We start from the raw sequence: 14,172 nt of genomic DNA on the forward strand, positions 1-14,172 counted from the left end.
CCCCCTCAGCATGAAGCAAAGAGGCGGAGCGGCCCGGAGGAAAACCGGCCGCGCCTGCAGGAGAGATTTATCATGACCCAGCCACTGTTGATGCCCAAGGCTACCGCCGTCTGGCTCGTTGACAACACTGCGCTGTCGTTCGAGCAGATCGCAGCCTTCTGCACGCTTCACCCGCTGGAAGTTCAGGGCATTGCCGATGGCGACGTCGCCGGCGGCATCATGGGCGTCAATCCCATCCAGAATGGCCAGTTGACCCGCGAAGAGATCGAGAAGGCCGAGGCCGATCCCAACTATCGCCTCAAGCTGAGCGAGCCCAAGGTTCGTGTTGCCGCTGCCAAGCGCAAGGGCCCGCGCTACACCCCGATCTCGCGCCGCAACGAACGCCCCAATGCAATCAAGTGGCTTGTGCGCAACCATCCCGAGCTCAAGGACGCCCAGATCATGCGTCTGGTCGGCACCACCAAGTCCACAATCGACTCCGTGCGCGAGTCCACCCACTGGAACGCCGCCAACCTGGCCGCCATGGACCCGGTGACCCTGGGCCTCTGCAGCCAGATCGATCTCGATCTTGAGGTCAAGCGCGCATCCAAGGGTGGTCCGGGCGTGGACGAGGCCGAAGAAGGCACGCTGCTGATGACGGCCGAAGAGGCCCTGGCCCGCTCCGGCGCCCGTGGCCAGTCCGACGAGGACGGCGAGTTCTCAGCCAATGATCATCGTCCCGCTGAAGCGCAGGACGAGTTCGACGCTGACTCGGTCTTCTCCAAGCTCAAGTCCCTCAACGTCGACGCCGACAGCGACAACTAGAAGAATCAGGTCAGCAGAATGGAAAACAACATCCTGCTGGCCATTTTCGTCTTGCTGGCAGCCAGTATCGCGCTGGTGCCACTCGCCAAGGCCGCCGGTCTTGGCACCGTTCTGGGCTATCTGGCCGCCGGCGTGCTGGTTGGCCCCTATGGCCTGCGTCTGGTTTCGGACAGCGATACCACCCGTCACATAGCCGAGTTCGGCATCGTCATGATGCTGTTCCTGATCGGCCTCGACCTGCAACCCCGCGAAATCTGGCGCATGCGCCACAAGGTGCTTGGCCTGGGCGTCACCCAGGTCGTGGCCACGGCCGCCGTCATTGCCATCACGCTGACGCTGAGCGGCCTGTCCTGGAACGTGGCGGTCATCATTGGTCTGGCCCTGGCCATGTCCTCTACGGCCATTGCCATGCAGACCATCGAACAGCGCGACATCACCACCACCGACACAGGCCGGGCAAGCCTGGCCATCCTGCTGGTGCAGGACGTTGCCATCATTCCGATCCTGGCCGCCATTCCGCTCCTCGCTATCGCCAGCAGTGGCGCCGCCATCGATGCCGAAGTCACCGAGGCCGTGAGCAAGCTCGATAACCCGGTCGACTGGATCATGCCGCTCTCGGTTGTGGGCGCCTTCGTCGGCGCCCTGCTGGCCGGCCGCTATATAGTGCGCCCTTTGCTGGGCTATGTCGCCCGCACCGAGGTGCGCGAGGCCTTTACCGCCATGGGATTGGCCCTGGTCGTTGGCGCCGCGATGGTCACCCAACTGATCGGCCTGTCACCAGCTCTGGGTGGTTTCATTGGCGGCGTCATTCTGGCCGACAGCGAATATCGCCACGAGCTGGAAAGCAATCTTCAGCCCTTCAAGGGCCTGCTGCTGGGCCTGTTCTTCATCTCGGTCGGCATGTCGATCGACTTCTCGGTTCTGGCCACCGAACCGGTGCGCATTGCCGTGCTGGTCATGGGGCTGGTCGTGGTCAAGATGGGCATTCTGTTTGCCCTCGCCTCCATGTTCCGCATGCACTTCGCCGATCGCCTGCTGATGTCCATGTTGCTCAGCCAGACCGGCGAGTTTGCCTTCGTTGTCCTGCAGCTCGCCCGCACCGAAGGCGCCATCCCCGCTGAACAATATGGGACCATGAGCGTCGCTGTCGCCCTCTCGATGGTTACCACGCCGTTGCTCCTGCTGCTTTTTGACAAGGTGATCGCCCCCCGCCTGGATGGTCGCGCCAGCCAGCGCCCGGGTGACACCATCGACGAACACCGCAAGATCGTGGTTCTGGGCTATGGCCGGTTCGGGCAGATCGTGACGCGCATGCTGCGCTCCCAGGGCTTTGAGATGACCCTGATCGACGACGACGCCGCCCAGATCGCCCTGGTGCGCCGCTTTGGCGTCAAGGTCTTCTACGGCGACGCCTCGCGCCTCGACCTGTTGCATGCCGCCGGTGTCGACAAGGCCGAACTGGTGGTGATCGCCGTGGGCGGGGCGGATCGCATTCTCTCCATTGCCCGCAATCTGCGGCGCCATTTCCCCCATGTTGACATCGCCGCCCGCGCTGTCGATCGTGGCCACGCCCACGAACTGATGGCGCTTGGCGTCGAGGTCTTTGAGCGCGAGACCTTCCTGTCTGCCATAAGCCTGGGCGCCAAGGTGCTCGTGCGCCTGGGTCACTCGCCCGAAGAGGCTGCCCGGCAGGCCGAGGCCTTCGAGACCCACGACAACCAGTTGCTGCAGGACAGTTTTTTCGTGCGTGGCGACGAAACGGCCTATATCGGCATGGTGCGCAACGCCATGGGCCTGCTCAACGAGGCCATGAGCGCCGATCGGCCCGAACCGCCTGTTGACAATACGCCGCCGAAGCGTACCGAATAGTACGGAACCCTCCCGGACTATTTTCCATGCCCATGCTTGATCCCTATTTCGTCACGGTCGCCGTGATCGCCGTGCTGATTGTCGGCCTGTCCAAGGCCGGTCTGCTGGGCAGTCTGGGCATGGTGGGCGTGCCCCTGCTCAGCCTGGTCATGCCCGCACGCGACGCTGCCGGCATGATGCTGCCGGTGCTCCTGGCCATGGATGCGATTGCCGTCTTTGCCTATCGCCGCGATATCGACTGGCGCGTCATTGCCATCATGCTGCCCGGCGCTGCCGTCGGCACCCTGCTCGGTTGGGTACTCTGGGCTTTTGTGTCCGATTCCGCCGTGCTGCTCTTCGTCGGCATTGTCACCCTGCTCTTCATCCTCGATGCCATCCTGCCCCTGCGCAAGAAGCTTGAGGGCCTGCCGCCATCGCGCCCATGGGGCATTTTCTGGGGCGCCTTCTCGGGCTTCACCAGCTTCATCAGCCACACTGGCGGCCCGCCGTTCCAGATTTACGTGCTGCCCCAGCGCCTGCCACCGGCCATCTATGCCGGCACCACCGCGGTGTTCTTCGCCATCGTCAACACCGCCAAGCTGGTCCCCTATTTTTTCCTCGGCCAGCTCAACGTCCACAACCTCACCCTGTCGGCAATGCTCATACCGGTGGGCATAGGCGGGGTCTTCATCGGCATCGCCCTGGTCCGCCGCATCTCCATGGCGCTGTTCTACCGCGTCGCCTACTGGCTGGTGTTCCTGTTGGCGCTCAAGCTGGTCTGGGATGGTGCCCGAGGCGTCTTCTGGGGGCTCTGAGCCAAGCGCGCCGGAGGCAACAAAAAAGGGCCGCGGCTTCTGCCGTGACCCTTCATCCCTACCGGGGAATACTGCGCCGCATTACTGTGTCATTGCAGAGAACTTGTAGAGTTCGTCCTTCACTTCGAGTTTCTTGCGCTTGAGTGCGCTTACCATCAGATCATCCGCTCGAGTACTCTGCAGCTCGGCCTGGATCTGGCGGTCCAACTCCTGATGGCGCCGTTCGAGCGCCGCGATATGCCCTTCAGTCGTCATGACAACTCCTAGAAAGCTTTGTGGACGACTCATCGTCACAAAAAATTCACGTCTTGTCGACTGCCCTTCGGACCCCTGTTTGAAATCTGGTGCAAATCACCGTCTGATCGGTTAACCAAGGGTGAGTTTTAGCCGTCGGGCAGGTGCCGATCCATGTTGTCGTTGACCAAGGAACAGGAAGCCAGTTTTGGTCTCGAACTGGCGACGAAACGCCAGGAACATGCCGATCTCGACGCGGCCATCAACACGCTCACCCAGTCTCACATTGCCGATCGCATGCTGATTCAGCGCCTCAAGAAGCGGAAGCTGGCGCTCAAGGATCGCATCGTGCAGCTCGAGAATTATTTGCTGCCCGACATCATCGCCTGAGGCCGTCCCGGCCTTGATGTGTGGCGACAATTGGGCTAGTTCCGCGCTTTGCTTGAGACCGATGGGGGAATCGGCCGTGCTGACCAAACCGCTCGTTGCCATCGTCATGGGGAGCCAGTCCGACTGGCCCACAATGCGGCTGGCCGCAGAAACCCTTGAATCGCTCGAAATCGAATACGAGGCGCGCATCGTGTCGGCGCATCGCACGCCCGAGCGCCTGGTCGAGTTCTCTACCAATGCCCGCATGGAGGGCTTCAAGGTCATCATCGCCGGCGCCGGCGGAGCGGCCCACCTGCCTGGCATGATTGCCGCCATGACGCCCTTGCCGGTGTTTGGCGTTCCGGTGCGATCAAAGGCCCTGAACGGGCAGGACAGCCTGCTCTCCATCGTCCAGATGCCCGGTGGCATTCCGGTCGGCACGCTGGCCATCGGTGAACCCGGCGCCATCAACGCCGCCCTGCTCGCCGCAGCCGTTCTGGCGCTCTACGACGATGAACTGGCCGACCGGCTCGATGCCCATCGTGCCCGCCAGACCCAGGCCGTCCCCCTCTTCCCCGCAGACACCGAGTAGCCTCTTGTCCCAAGCGACCCCACCGCTGCCCACGGGCAGCACCATCGGCATTCTGGGCGGCGGACAGCTGGGCCGCATGTTGTCGCTGGCCGCCAGCCGGCTGGGCATGCGCACCCACATCTTCTGCCCGGATCCGCACAGCCCGGCTTTCGAGGTCACGCCACACCGCACCATCGCCGCCTATGACGATGAGGCCGCCCTGGCCGCCTTCGCCGATGCGGTCGACGTCATCACCTATGAATTCGAGAACGTGCCGGCCGCCACCGCCGAGTTCCTCGCCGGCCGCAAGCCGCTGCGCCCCGGCGCCAATGCCCTGGCAATCTCCCAGGACCGGCTGGCCGAAAAATCCTTCCTGGCGGGCAAGAACATCCCCGTGGCGCCCCATCGCGCCGTCCACACCCGCGCCGACCTCGATGCCGCCATTGCCGACCTCGACCTGCCCGCCGTGCTCAAGACCACCCGCCTGGGTTATGACGGCAAGGGCCAGCGGGTGCTGCGCACGCCCCAGGATGCCGACGCCGCTTTTGCCGAGCTCGAACCCAAGCCTTTGGTGCTTGAGGCCTTTGTGCCGTTCGACAAGGAAATTTCGGTGGTGGTGGCTCGCAACACGGCCGGTGAAGTCCGCAGCTTCGATCCGGCTGAGAACGTGCACCGCCACCATATCCTGCACACCAGCACCGTGCCCGCCGACATCTCTGCCGGCCTTGAAAAACACGCCGCCATGCTGGCCAAGGTCATCGTCGTGGCGCTCGATTATGTCGGTGTCCTGGGTGTCGAGTTCTTTGTCGTTCCCGGTGACCGTCCGACCTTGATGGTCAACGAAATCGCCCCGCGCGTACACAATTCCGGCCACTGGACGGAAGCGGTCTGCCTGACCGACCAGTTCGAGCAGCATATTCGGGCCATTATTGGCTGGCCGCTGGGCGACCCCGCCCGCATGGCCGATGTCGTGATGCAAAACCTCATCGGCGACGAGGTCCTGGCCCTGCCCGCCAGTCTGGATGGCAACACCCAACCCCATCTCTATGGCAAGGCCGAAGCCCGGCCCGGCCGCAAGATGGGCCACGTCAACACCATCACCCGGCGCTAGAGCGTTTCCAGCAAAAGTGGACACCATTTTTGCGGTTCGGAAGCGCGACCAAACAAGACCCTAGAGCCGTTTGACCGATTCAGCGAAGCGGTGAAACGGCTCTAGCGGGCAAGCCAGTCCGCCATCGCGGCCACGACAGCATCGGGCGCTTCCATGGTCGGCACGTGTCCGCAGCCGGCAAAACGCACGAGGACAGCACCAGCAATGGCGGCGGCCATCTCCTCGGCCAGTTCAGGAGGCGTGACCCCGTCCGCCTCACCCACTCCCACCAGCGTGGGCACAGTGATGGCGCCCAGATAGGGACGCGAGTCGATCCGCGCCATGATCGCCTTTTGATGCTTGAGATAGGCCTCCGCCCCGGCCCGCTCGGCCATGGCCACCACTTCCTTTGCCGTCGGACTATCGAGGTTTTGCGGTGCGAGCAGGCCGGGCTGCAGCGTACGGGCCACCAATCCGAACTTGCCCTCTTCCACCAGCCGGATCGCCGCCAACCGCGCCTGCGTGCGCACGGTGTCGTCGGCCCGCGCAGAGGTGTCCAGCAGCGCCAGCCGCGTCACCCGCTCCGGCGCCTGCCGCATGATCTCCAGCGCCACATAGCCGCCCATGGAGAGGGCCGCCAGGGCGAATCGTGGTGGGGCACCCGCCAGCGCCTGGGCCGCCATGCCGGCAACGCTGTCCGGGCCGCGCAGCTCCGCCACGCTGCACCGCGCCCGCCCGCCCAGGCCCGCAACAACGTCTCGCCACAGCCGGGCATCGCAATTCAGCCCCGGCAGCATCAGCAGGTCTTGGCTCATCATGGCACTGTGTCTCTCGTCTGGTGGTTGCGATTGTTCCCCGCCCTGCCCTCTTGAGCAAGCTGGGAGGCGGCTTTGCCAAGGTTTTTATCCATGAGTCAGTGGACAAGGCCGGAAAGCTGGGCTATAGACCGCCCCACGGTGATCAGCCTTGCTGGTCGGCGACGGGATATTTATCGCGGCGCCACTATCCAAACCCACATGTCCAAGCTTCGAAAGGGCGGTTGACCTTTGCAAGTAGTCGTTCGCGATAATAACGTTGATCAGGCGCTTCGCGCGCTGAAGAAGAAGCTGCAGCGCGAAGGCGTCTTCCGCGAGATGAAGCTGCGCAACTACTACGAGAAGCCCTCTGAGAAGAAGGCTCGCCAGAAGGCCGAGGCCGTTCGCCGCGCCCGCAAGCTGGCTCGTAAGCGCGCCCAGCGTGAAGGCGGTCTGCCCGCTCCGTCCGCTGCCCGTCCCGGCCAGCCCGCTCGTCCGAGCGCATCGGTTACGCCGCGCAACTAAGCGCTGCTGCACCGCAGAGTTTGAACGCCGTCCTTTTTGGGCGGCGTTTTCTTTTGCCTGTCCTGCCGGGGTAGGTCGCTCAGGTCGCCGGCGGAACGGATGCGCGGCCACGCGCAGAAGCGCGCCGCACCAATGCAACGACAATCGTCAGCCCGGCCATCAGCGGCATCAGCGTCGCCAGGGCGCCGCTGGCCGTGGCAAAGGCGACGCTGGCCAGCGTGGAGCCGACAAAGCCGCCCCCCACCTGGAACACGCCTGTCAGGGCCCCTGCGGCGCCGGCAATGCCGCCGAAATCGGCCATGGCGGCAGCGGTCGTGCTGGGGCCGATAAAGGCCAGCGACAGCATCCACAGCGCCACCGGCACCATCACCGCCAACACATCCCCCGGAAACAGCCTCGGCGCGATGCCGAAGCCCAGTCCCGCCAGTCCGATCAGCACCAGGCCAATGCGCACCATGGCCAATCCATCCAGGCGCCGCGCCGCATAGCCGGCCAGCACATTGCCGGAGATGAACGCACCGGTCTGAATCAGCATCACCATGGCAAACCCGAACGTGCTCAGGCCGATCTCGTCGATCAGGATAAACGGCAGCAGGGCCGCAAAGCCGTAGAACCCGCCAAAGGACAACGCCAAGACCAGCGCCGGCAGCATGAACCGCCTGTCCGACAGCAGTCGTCCATAGTTGCCGATAACGATAGTGGGCCGCAACGGCATCCTGGCTGCCTCTGGATGGGTCTCCCGCGCCGCCACACCGATCAGCACCATCAGCAGCGCGCCATAGCTCGCCATCACCAGGAACAGCAGGCGCCAGTTCCCGACCAGCAGGATCGCACTGCCGAGCGTCGGCGCAATGGCCGGCGCCACGGTCAGGATGAGGTTGACCAGGGTGAGGATGCGGATCGACTCGCCGCCAGTGAACTGGTCGCGCACCATGGCCCGCGACAGCGCCACCCCCACCGACACGCCAATCCCCTGCAGCACGCGTCCCGCCAGCAGCGTCTCAACGCTGCCGCCCAGCGCGACCACAACGCTGCCTGCCACATAGAGCGCAAAGAACAGCACTGCCACCTTGCGGCGCCCCAGGCTGTCCGACAGCGGCCCGCACACCAATTGCGCCAGCGCAAAGGCTGCGAAGTAGACGGCCAGCGACAGTTTGCCTACAGCGTCCGTGGTGCCCAGTTCGGCAACAATGGTTGGCAGGGCCGGCCCATAGAGCGAGATCGACAGCGGCCCGGCCGCGACCATGAGCCCCCCGATCAGCGCGGTGCGCCGCGCTGACATGGGGGTCACAACGGCGGAACTCATGACCCGGCCATCGCCCGCTCGAAGAAGCTCCTGGCGCGTGCCCAGATACCCCGAGCCCACATGTCGCTGTGCCCTGCACCCTGCTCGATCCACAGAGTGTCCGGACGCGGCGCCAGTGCGTAGAGGCGCTCGCCGTTGGAGACATCAATGGTCTTGTCTGCCGTGCCATGGGCAACCATCACCGGTTCGCTGACGTCGGCGATCCAGCTGTTGCTGGGAAACTGATCTTCCATCACCAGCCCCACAGGTAGCAGCGGGTAGCGCTCGGCGGCGACGGTTACGGCCGACAGGAATGGCGTTTCGAGCAGCAGCGCCTTGGCGTCGCGAATGCTGGCTACATAGGTCGCCGGCCCGGTGCCCAGCGAACGCCCCCAGATGATGACTGGCGCACCTGTCTGGGCCGCCCAGTCAAAGGCGCTGGTGGCATCCTCCAGAATATGGGCCTGGCTGATCTCGCCGGGCGACATGGGAAAGCCGCGATAGTCAAACGCCAGAAAGCCGTAGCCATCGGCCACGAACTGCACATAGCGCTCATGCTCCTTGCTGAAGCTGCCCGAATTGCCCTTATAGTAGACGATGAGCGGCTTGCCGGGCTGCGGCGCCTTGTACCAGCCGTTGATGACGCCATCGCCCGACGGGATAGCCACAGCCTCTGTTGCGTTCAACCCGCTGTCGGCCAGTGCCGTGATCGGTCCTTGGGCGTCATACTGCAGCGCCCGCTGATTGAAATACATGTATGCCAGCACGCCCACATAGCCGACAACCAGCAGCAGGCACAGGGCCAGCACGATACGACGCAACAGCTTCACGGCTCACATCCCGGTTCGCCTGAACCGCGAACCATCTCGTTCGGCAGCCGCCGACCGGCTCCCCTGTGGCTGGCTACATCTCCGAAAGGGTCTGCGCAAGCGCCCGCTGGAACACTTCGTCCGGTTGCGCGCCGGACAGCGCATATTTCTCGCCGAAGACGAAGAAGGGAACGCCGCGAATGCCCTGAGCGGCGGCGTCGGTCGCCAGCTGCTCGGTGATCGAGAGCTCGTTCTCGTCGTTCATGGCATCGAGGGCATCGCCGCGATCCCAGCCAAACGCCACCGCAATGTCGGCCAGCACATTGTCGTCATTGATCTGCCGGTGCTCGAGGAAATAGGCGTTGGCGATGGCGTTGGCCAGCTCATGCTGGATGCCCAGCGGCTTGGACAAGCGGGTGATCGTATGCGCCTTCTTGGTCGGGAACATGCGTGGCTGCTTGCTGAGGTCGAGATCAACACCCGCCTTGCGCGCCTCGCTCTCGACGCGCTCCCACATTTCCTTGGGGTCGCGGCCATACTTCTCGCGGAGCATGTCGGCGACCACAACGCCCTCGCTGGGCGTGTTGGGGTCGAGATAGAACGGGTGGTTCTCGATCACCACTTCCACATCATCGGGCAACGCCGCAACGGCCTGATCCAGCCGCGCAGAGCCAACAATGCACCAGGGGCATACCACATCGGTGAACACGTCGATTTTGAGCTGCTTGGTCATGGCATTTTCCTTTTCTGCCCGTCACATGGCGCACAAAGCCTGCTTCTGCAAGAACGCACGCCAAGGTAACCTTGTTTCCGCCCCCCGGCGCAACGCAAGGGCCTTGGGCGAATGCCCCTGCTTGCGCTAGAAGCGGATCAGCCAGAAAGGCATATCATGACCGACCACAGCTCTCGCCTCGATGCGCTCGAGACCCGCATTGCCTATCAGGATCAGACCATCGAGGAGCTCAACGCCACCATCACCGCGCAATGGCGCCAGATCGACCTGCTGACGCGCAAGCTTGAGACAATGGAACAGCAGGTCCGCTCGGGCGTGCATATCGCTGACCCGGCCACCGAGCCACCGCCACCGCATTACTGATCTCAGCGCGCCGTCACCAGCGCGACCCAGGCGGCCACGCCCACCAGGAGCGCCGCAAACACGCCGCCCATCACCCGGCGGCTCTTGGCCCCGGTCAGCAAGGGCTGCACCGACCCCGCCAGCAGCACCACCAGGGCATGGATCGAGGTGGCAACCGCGACATAGATCGCGCCTAGCATCGCTGTCTCGGCCAGGATCGGGCGCGCCGCATTGGCAAAGCTGGGCATCACCGTGATGTAGAACAGCGCGGCCTTGGGGTTGAGGAGATTGTTGATCAACCCGCGCCGGAATGAGCGCCATCCCAGGATATGCGCGTCGAGCGGCCCCAGGGGCCGCTGCGCGTCCCGCCAGGCGTCATAGGCAAGGTAGAGCAGATAAGCGACGCCGGCCCAGCGCAGGCCCTCATAGAGCACTGGCTGCGCCGCAATCGCCTCACCCACGCCCAATACGGCCAGAACCGCCAGGATCGCTAGGCCCAGTGCGACGCCGCCAACCGCATAGAGCCCCGCCAACCGCCCCCGTTCCGCGCTGAGCACAGCCAGATAGGCCATGTTCGGCCCCGGCGTCAGCTCGATCGCCACGCAGGTCAGCAGATAGGCGACGAGGCCGCTTGCGGCCTCGCCCGTCAACATCAGTGACCGAGCGCCTTGACGATGTCTTCGGTCATCTTCTTGGCGTCGCCGAACAGCATCATGGTGTTGTCGCGGTAGAACAGTTCGTTCTGTACGCCAGCGTAGCCGGCTGCCATGCCGCGCTTGATGAAGAGCACGGTGCCCGCATCCTCGACGTTCAGCACAGGCATGCCATAGATCGGACTGGTCTTGTCGGTCTTGGCCGCCGGATTGGTCACGTCATTGGCGCCGATCACGAAGGCAACGTCCGACTGCGCGAACTCGGAATTGATATCCTCGAGCTCGAACACCTCGTCGTAGGGCACATTGGCTTCCGCCAGCAGCACGTTCATATGCCCCGGCATGCGACCGGCCACGGGATGGATGGCGTATTTGACCGTGACACCTTCCTTCTTGAGCAGGTCGGCCATTTCGCGCAGCGCATGCTGTGCCTGGGCCACGGCCATGCCATAGCCCGGCACGATGATCACCTTGCCGGCGTTCTTCATCAGGAAGGCCGCATCGTCAGCCGCGCCCTGCTTGACCGGACGATCGTCTTCGGCGCCGCCACTGGCCGCTGCACTGTCGCCGCCAAAGCCCCCAAGGATCACCGAGATGAAGCTGCGGTTCATCGCCTTGCACATGATGTAGCTCAGGATCGCGCCCGACGAGCCCACCAGCGCGCCGGTGATGATCAGCGCCGTATTGCCCAGCGTGAAGCCGATGCCTGCGGCAGCCCAACCCGAATAGGAGTTGAGCATGGACACCACCACCGGCATGTCCGCGCCGCCGATCGGGATGATCATCAACCCGCCCAGCACCAGCGCCAGCACCGTGATGGCCCAGAACAGCCAAGGCTCGGCCGAGCTGGCAAAAGCCCAGATCAAGGCCACAATGGCCACGCCCATCACGATATGGATCGCATGGCGCGCCGGCAGGATGATCGGCTTGCCGCTCATATTGCCATTGAGCTTGGCGAAAGCGATCACCGAGCCGGTGAAGGTGAAGGCGCCAATGGCAACGCCCAGCGACATTTCGATCAGCGCCTGGGTATGGATATGCCCCGGCTCGCCAATGCCGAACGCCTCAGGCGCATAAAGCGCTGCGGCGGCCACAAACACGGCAGCCAGGCCCACCAGCGAGTGGAAGGCTGCAACCAGTTGCGGCATGTCGGTCATCTTGACCGTCCGCGCCATATAGGCGCCGATACCGCCGCCCAGGCCCAGGCCACCGATAATCAGCACCCAGCTCAGCACATCGCTGGGCGCGGCAACGGCCAGCGTGGTCAGGATGGCGATGCCCATGCCCACCATGCCGAACAGATTGCCCTGCCGCGACGAGCGCGGGCTCGACAGTCCCCGCAGCGCCAGGATGAACAGCACGCCCGAGACCAGATAGAGAAGGGCTGCAAAATCTGCAGAAATCATCGGCTCAACCCTTCTTCTTGTACATTGCCAGCATGCGCTGGGTGACGAGGAACCCGCCGAAGATGTTCACGCTGGCAAAGACCAGGGCGATGAAGCCGAAGACCTTCGAGACCCAGTTGGCGTCGGCGGCCAGATGCACGCCCACCGCCAGCAGCGCGCCCACCACGATCACCGAGGAAATCGCATTGGTCACGCTCATCAGCGGCGTATGCAGCGCCGGCGTCACCGACCAGACCACGAAGTAGCCCACAAAGATCGCCAGCACGAAGATGGCCAGGCGGAAGGTGAAGGGGTCGATCATATCCATTTACTGCTCTCCCTTGGGGGCTGCCGGCTTCTTGGCTGCTGCTGGCGACTTGGTGCTGGCAGGCTTGGCGGCGGCTTTGCTGGCGGTCGGCTGGGCGGTAGTTGCCTTGGCATCAGTGCTCGCGGCCGGCTTGGCAGCCTTTGCACGCACCGGCTTGGGCGTCGTCGGCTTTTCGGCCGCCGCAGCATCCATCACGGCAACGGCCTTTTCCTTGGCCTGCTTGCGCGCAGCCGTCGGCGCTTTGGCCGCGGCCTCGGTCGCCGCGGACTTCGCTGCGGGTTTGCGGGCCGGCGCCTTCGGCGCTGCTGACGTTGCCGCAGCCGTCTTGGAGGCAGCAGCCTTTGGCGTCGCGGTCTTTGCGGTCACGCTCTTTTCGGCGGCAGGCTTGGCAGCAACAGGCTTGGCCTCGCTGGCGATGGCCGCGCCGACGAAATTGGGATGCACCACCAGCCCGTCGCGCGTGAGCACTGTCGCCTTGACCAGCTCGTCGTCCCAGTTGACCGCCAGCGTCTTGGCCTTGGCGTCGATCAGCGTGGTCAGGAAGGCCAGCAGGTTGCGGGCATAGAGCTGACTGGCCGTTGTGGGGATGCGACCCTGCACATTGGTATAGCCGATGATGGTCACGCCATTGTGGTCGATCACCTTGCCCGGCACAGTCAGTTCGACATTGCCACCGCGCTCGGCCGCCAGATCCACGATCACCGAACCCGGCGCCATCGATTCCACCATCGCCTTGGAGATCAGGCGCGGCGCCGGGCGCCCCGGGATCAGGGCCGTCGTGATCACGATGTCCTGCTTGGCAATGTGCTGCGCGGTCAGCTCGGCCTGCTTGGCCTGGTATTCCGCGCTCATCTGCTTGGCATAGCCGCCGGCCGTTTCGGCCTGCTTGAACTCTTCGTCCTCGACGGCAATGAACTTGCCGCCCAGGCTTTCAACCTGTTCCTTGGCCGCCGGGCGCACGTCGGTCGCCGACACCACCGCACCCAGGCGCTTCGCCGTGGCAATGGCCTGCAGGCCCGCAACACCGGCCCCCATCACAAAGGCCTTGGCCGGACGCACGGTGCCGGCTGCGGTCATCATCATGGGCATGGCGCGGTCGAACACGGCAGCAGCCTCGATGACACCCTGATAGCCGGCCAGATTGGCCTGGCTGGACAGGATATCCATCACCTGCGCGCGCGTGATGCGCGGCATGAATTCCATGGACATGGCGGTGACGCCGGCCTTGGCCAGGGCGGCGAGCGCTGCATCATTGCCATAGGGGTCAAGGGCGCCGATCACCAGCGCGCCAGGATTGACGCCGGCCAGGGCAGCCGCCTCGGGCCGCCGAACGGTCAGCACCACATCGGCCTGCTTGAGGGTCGCCGCTGGCGTCGCCTCAATGCTGGCGCCGGCCGCCGCATAGTCGCTGTCGAGAATTCGCGATCCCAGGCCCGCGCCGGTTTCCACCGCAACGCTGGCCCCCAGGCCGATCAGCTTGCCCACCGTCTCGGGGGTCGCCGCAACGCGGTTCTCACCTTCGAAACGCTCTCGGACGATGGCTATCTTCATCAACTTCTCCTGCCCGCCTGCCCGGCGGACAGGCTC

The 14,172-nt window shown here is 64.4% G+C and carries 17 protein-coding genes; 8 read left to right on the top strand and 9 right to left on the bottom strand.

Annotated elements, in window-relative coordinates; genetic code table 11:
• Nucleotides 1–72: 72 nt before the first annotated feature.
• The 3 genes from K1177_RS11900 to K1177_RS11910 are packed head-to-tail and all read left to right on the top strand — an operon-like array spanning nucleotide 73 to nucleotide 3,467.
• Nucleotides 73–804, top strand: a complete 732-nt coding sequence (locus K1177_RS11900) for a DUF1013 domain-containing protein (RefSeq protein WP_224703504.1) — start codon at nucleotides 73–75, stop codon at nucleotides 802–804.
• An 18-nt stretch (nucleotides 805–822) separates the two neighbouring features.
• Nucleotides 823–2,673, top strand: coding sequence for a monovalent cation:proton antiporter-2 (CPA2) family protein (locus K1177_RS11905; protein ID WP_224703505.1), 1,851 nt, complete (start codon nucleotides 823–825; stop codon nucleotides 2,671–2,673).
• A gap of 26 nt (nucleotides 2,674–2,699) precedes the next feature.
• Nucleotides 2,700–3,467, top strand: a complete 768-nt coding sequence (locus K1177_RS11910) for a sulfite exporter TauE/SafE family protein (protein WP_224703506.1) — start codon at nucleotides 2,700–2,702, stop codon at nucleotides 3,465–3,467.
• 81 nt (nucleotides 3,468–3,548) lie between these two features.
• Here K1177_RS11910 and K1177_RS11915 read toward each other — a convergent pair whose 3' ends face one another.
• Nucleotides 3,549–3,722 carry a YdcH family protein gene (locus K1177_RS11915; protein ID WP_224703507.1) on the bottom strand — a complete coding sequence of 58 codons (174 nt, stop codon included), beginning with the start codon at nucleotides 3,720–3,722 and terminating at the stop codon, nucleotides 3,549–3,551.
• 153 nt (nucleotides 3,723–3,875) lie between these two features.
• Here K1177_RS11915 and K1177_RS11920 point away from each other — a divergent pair, with 153 nt between their 5' ends.
• The 3 genes from K1177_RS11920 (at nucleotide 3,876) to K1177_RS11930 (ending at nucleotide 5,752) form a co-directional block, all read left to right on the top strand.
• Nucleotides 3,876–4,091 (top strand): YdcH family protein, encoded by a 216-nt coding sequence (locus K1177_RS11920; RefSeq protein WP_137153106.1) that lies wholly within the window; start codon nucleotides 3,876–3,878, stop codon nucleotides 4,089–4,091.
• Nucleotides 4,092–4,197: 106 nt separating this feature from the next.
• Nucleotides 4,198–4,662 carry a 5-(carboxyamino)imidazole ribonucleotide mutase gene (gene purE, locus K1177_RS11925; RefSeq protein WP_396120161.1) on the top strand — a complete coding sequence of 155 codons (465 nt, stop codon included), beginning with the start codon at nucleotides 4,198–4,200 and terminating at the stop codon, nucleotides 4,660–4,662.
• Nucleotides 4,663–4,666: 4 nt separating this feature from the next.
• Nucleotides 4,667–5,752 carry a 5-(carboxyamino)imidazole ribonucleotide synthase gene (locus tag K1177_RS11930; RefSeq protein ID WP_224703509.1) on the top strand — a complete coding sequence of 362 codons (1,086 nt, stop codon included), beginning with the start codon at nucleotides 4,667–4,669 and terminating at the stop codon, nucleotides 5,750–5,752.
• Nucleotides 5,753–5,853: 101 nt separating this feature from the next.
• Here K1177_RS11930 and K1177_RS11935 read toward each other — a convergent pair whose 3' ends face one another.
• Complete coding sequence (locus K1177_RS11935; protein ID WP_224703510.1) at nucleotides 5,854–6,549, bottom strand: alpha/beta fold hydrolase; 696 nt, start codon at nucleotides 6,547–6,549, stop codon at nucleotides 5,854–5,856.
• Between the two features lie 228 nt (nucleotides 6,550–6,777).
• Between K1177_RS11935 and rpsU the strand changes: the two genes are divergently transcribed.
• The gene (gene rpsU, locus K1177_RS11940; RefSeq protein WP_224703511.1) at nucleotides 6,778–7,050 is read left to right on the top strand and encodes a 30S ribosomal protein S21; all 273 of its coding nucleotides are present in this window, start codon (nucleotides 6,778–6,780) and stop codon (nucleotides 7,048–7,050) included.
• A 79-nt stretch (nucleotides 7,051–7,129) separates the two neighbouring features.
• Here rpsU and K1177_RS11945 read toward each other — a convergent pair whose 3' ends face one another.
• The 3 genes from K1177_RS11945 to K1177_RS11955 all read right to left on the bottom strand — a co-directional run bounded on the left by K1177_RS11945 (nucleotide 7,130) and on the right by K1177_RS11955 (nucleotide 9,877).
• Nucleotides 7,130–8,356 carry a multidrug effflux MFS transporter gene (locus K1177_RS11945; RefSeq protein WP_224703512.1) on the bottom strand — a complete coding sequence of 409 codons (1,227 nt, stop codon included), beginning with the start codon at nucleotides 8,354–8,356 and terminating at the stop codon, nucleotides 7,130–7,132.
• On the bottom strand, nucleotides 8,353–9,165 hold the full coding sequence (locus K1177_RS11950) for an alpha/beta hydrolase (protein WP_224703513.1): 813 nt from the start codon (nucleotides 9,163–9,165) through the stop codon (nucleotides 8,353–8,355). The genes K1177_RS11945 and K1177_RS11950 overlap by 4 nt, the downstream gene beginning before the upstream one ends.
• Nucleotides 9,166–9,238: 73 nt before the next feature.
• Entirely contained in the window at nucleotides 9,239–9,877 is a 639-nt protein-coding gene (locus K1177_RS11955) for a DsbA family oxidoreductase (protein ID WP_224703514.1), read from the bottom strand.
• A gap of 156 nt (nucleotides 9,878–10,033) precedes the next feature.
• Here K1177_RS11955 and K1177_RS11960 point away from each other — a divergent pair, with 156 nt between their 5' ends.
• Nucleotides 10,034–10,240: a SlyX family protein gene (locus K1177_RS11960; RefSeq protein WP_224703515.1), complete on the top strand. Its 207-nt coding sequence runs from the start codon at nucleotides 10,034–10,036 to the stop codon at nucleotides 10,238–10,240.
• A 2-nt stretch (nucleotides 10,241–10,242) separates the two neighbouring features.
• On the opposite strand, the gene K1177_RS11965 is transcribed toward K1177_RS11960, so the two are convergent.
• Genes K1177_RS11965 through K1177_RS11980 form a run of 4 tightly spaced genes read right to left on the bottom strand, consistent with a single transcriptional unit; the run spans nucleotide 10,243 to nucleotide 14,136 of the window.
• A complete protein-coding gene (locus K1177_RS11965; RefSeq protein WP_224703516.1) occupies nucleotides 10,243–10,872 on the bottom strand; it encodes a LysE family translocator in 630 nt (209 codons plus the stop codon).
• The gene (locus K1177_RS11970; RefSeq protein ID WP_263574808.1) at nucleotides 10,872–12,278 is read right to left on the bottom strand and encodes an NAD(P)(+) transhydrogenase (Re/Si-specific) subunit beta; all 1,407 of its coding nucleotides are present in this window, start codon (nucleotides 12,276–12,278) and stop codon (nucleotides 10,872–10,874) included. Before K1177_RS11970 ends, K1177_RS11965 begins: the two co-directional genes overlap by 1 nt.
• Nucleotides 12,279–12,282: 4 nt before the next feature.
• Nucleotides 12,283–12,585: a proton-translocating transhydrogenase family protein gene (locus K1177_RS11975; RefSeq protein WP_224703517.1), complete on the bottom strand. Its 303-nt coding sequence runs from the start codon at nucleotides 12,583–12,585 to the stop codon at nucleotides 12,283–12,285.
• Complete coding sequence (locus K1177_RS11980; protein WP_396120063.1) at nucleotides 12,586–14,136, bottom strand: Re/Si-specific NAD(P)(+) transhydrogenase subunit alpha; 1,551 nt, start codon at nucleotides 14,134–14,136, stop codon at nucleotides 12,586–12,588. It lies immediately after the preceding gene.
• Nucleotides 14,137–14,172 lie beyond the last annotated feature (36 nt).

Source organism: Devosia aquimaris (assembly GCF_020169335.1).
Lineage (GTDB): Bacteria > Pseudomonadota > Alphaproteobacteria > Rhizobiales > Devosiaceae > Devosia > Devosia aquimaris.

Bases quoted from the DNA above. Each gene is read 5' to 3' on its own strand.
- K1177_RS11905 (WP_224703505.1), top strand. From the start codon at position 823: ATGGAAAACAACATCCTGCTGGCCATTTTCGTCTTGCTGGCAGCCAGT.
- K1177_RS11965 (WP_224703516.1), bottom strand. From the start codon at position 10,872: ATGTTGACGGGCGAGGCCGCAAGCGGCCTCGTCGCCTATCTGCTGACC.
- K1177_RS11945 (WP_224703512.1), bottom strand. From the start codon at position 8,356: ATGAGTTCCGCCGTTGTGACCCCCATGTCAGCGCGGCGCACCGCGCTG.
- K1177_RS11975 (WP_224703517.1), bottom strand. From the start codon at position 12,585: ATGGATATGATCGACCCCTTCACCTTCCGCCTGGCCATCTTCGTGCTG.
- K1177_RS11960 (WP_224703515.1), top strand. From the start codon at position 10,034: ATGACCGACCACAGCTCTCGCCTCGATGCGCTCGAGACCCGCATTGCC.
- K1177_RS11980 (WP_396120063.1), bottom strand. From the start codon at position 14,136: ATGAAGATAGCCATCGTCCGAGAGCGTTTCGAAGGTGAGAACCGCGTT.
- K1177_RS11910 (WP_224703506.1), top strand. From the start codon at position 2,700: ATGCCCATGCTTGATCCCTATTTCGTCACGGTCGCCGTGATCGCCGTG.
- K1177_RS11900 (WP_224703504.1), top strand. From the start codon at position 73: ATGACCCAGCCACTGTTGATGCCCAAGGCTACCGCCGTCTGGCTCGTT.
- K1177_RS11955 (WP_224703514.1), bottom strand. From the start codon at position 9,877: ATGACCAAGCAGCTCAAAATCGACGTGTTCACCGATGTGGTATGCCCC.
- K1177_RS11935 (WP_224703510.1), bottom strand. From the start codon at position 6,549: ATGATGAGCCAAGACCTGCTGATGCTGCCGGGGCTGAATTGCGATGCC.
- K1177_RS11970 (WP_263574808.1), bottom strand. From the start codon at position 12,278: ATGATTTCTGCAGATTTTGCAGCCCTTCTCTATCTGGTCTCGGGCGTG.
- purE (WP_396120161.1), top strand. From the start codon at position 4,198: ATGGGGAGCCAGTCCGACTGGCCCACAATGCGGCTGGCCGCAGAAACC.
- K1177_RS11915 (WP_224703507.1), bottom strand. From the start codon at position 3,722: ATGACGACTGAAGGGCATATCGCGGCGCTCGAACGGCGCCATCAGGAG.
- K1177_RS11920 (WP_137153106.1), top strand. From the start codon at position 3,876: ATGTTGTCGTTGACCAAGGAACAGGAAGCCAGTTTTGGTCTCGAACTG.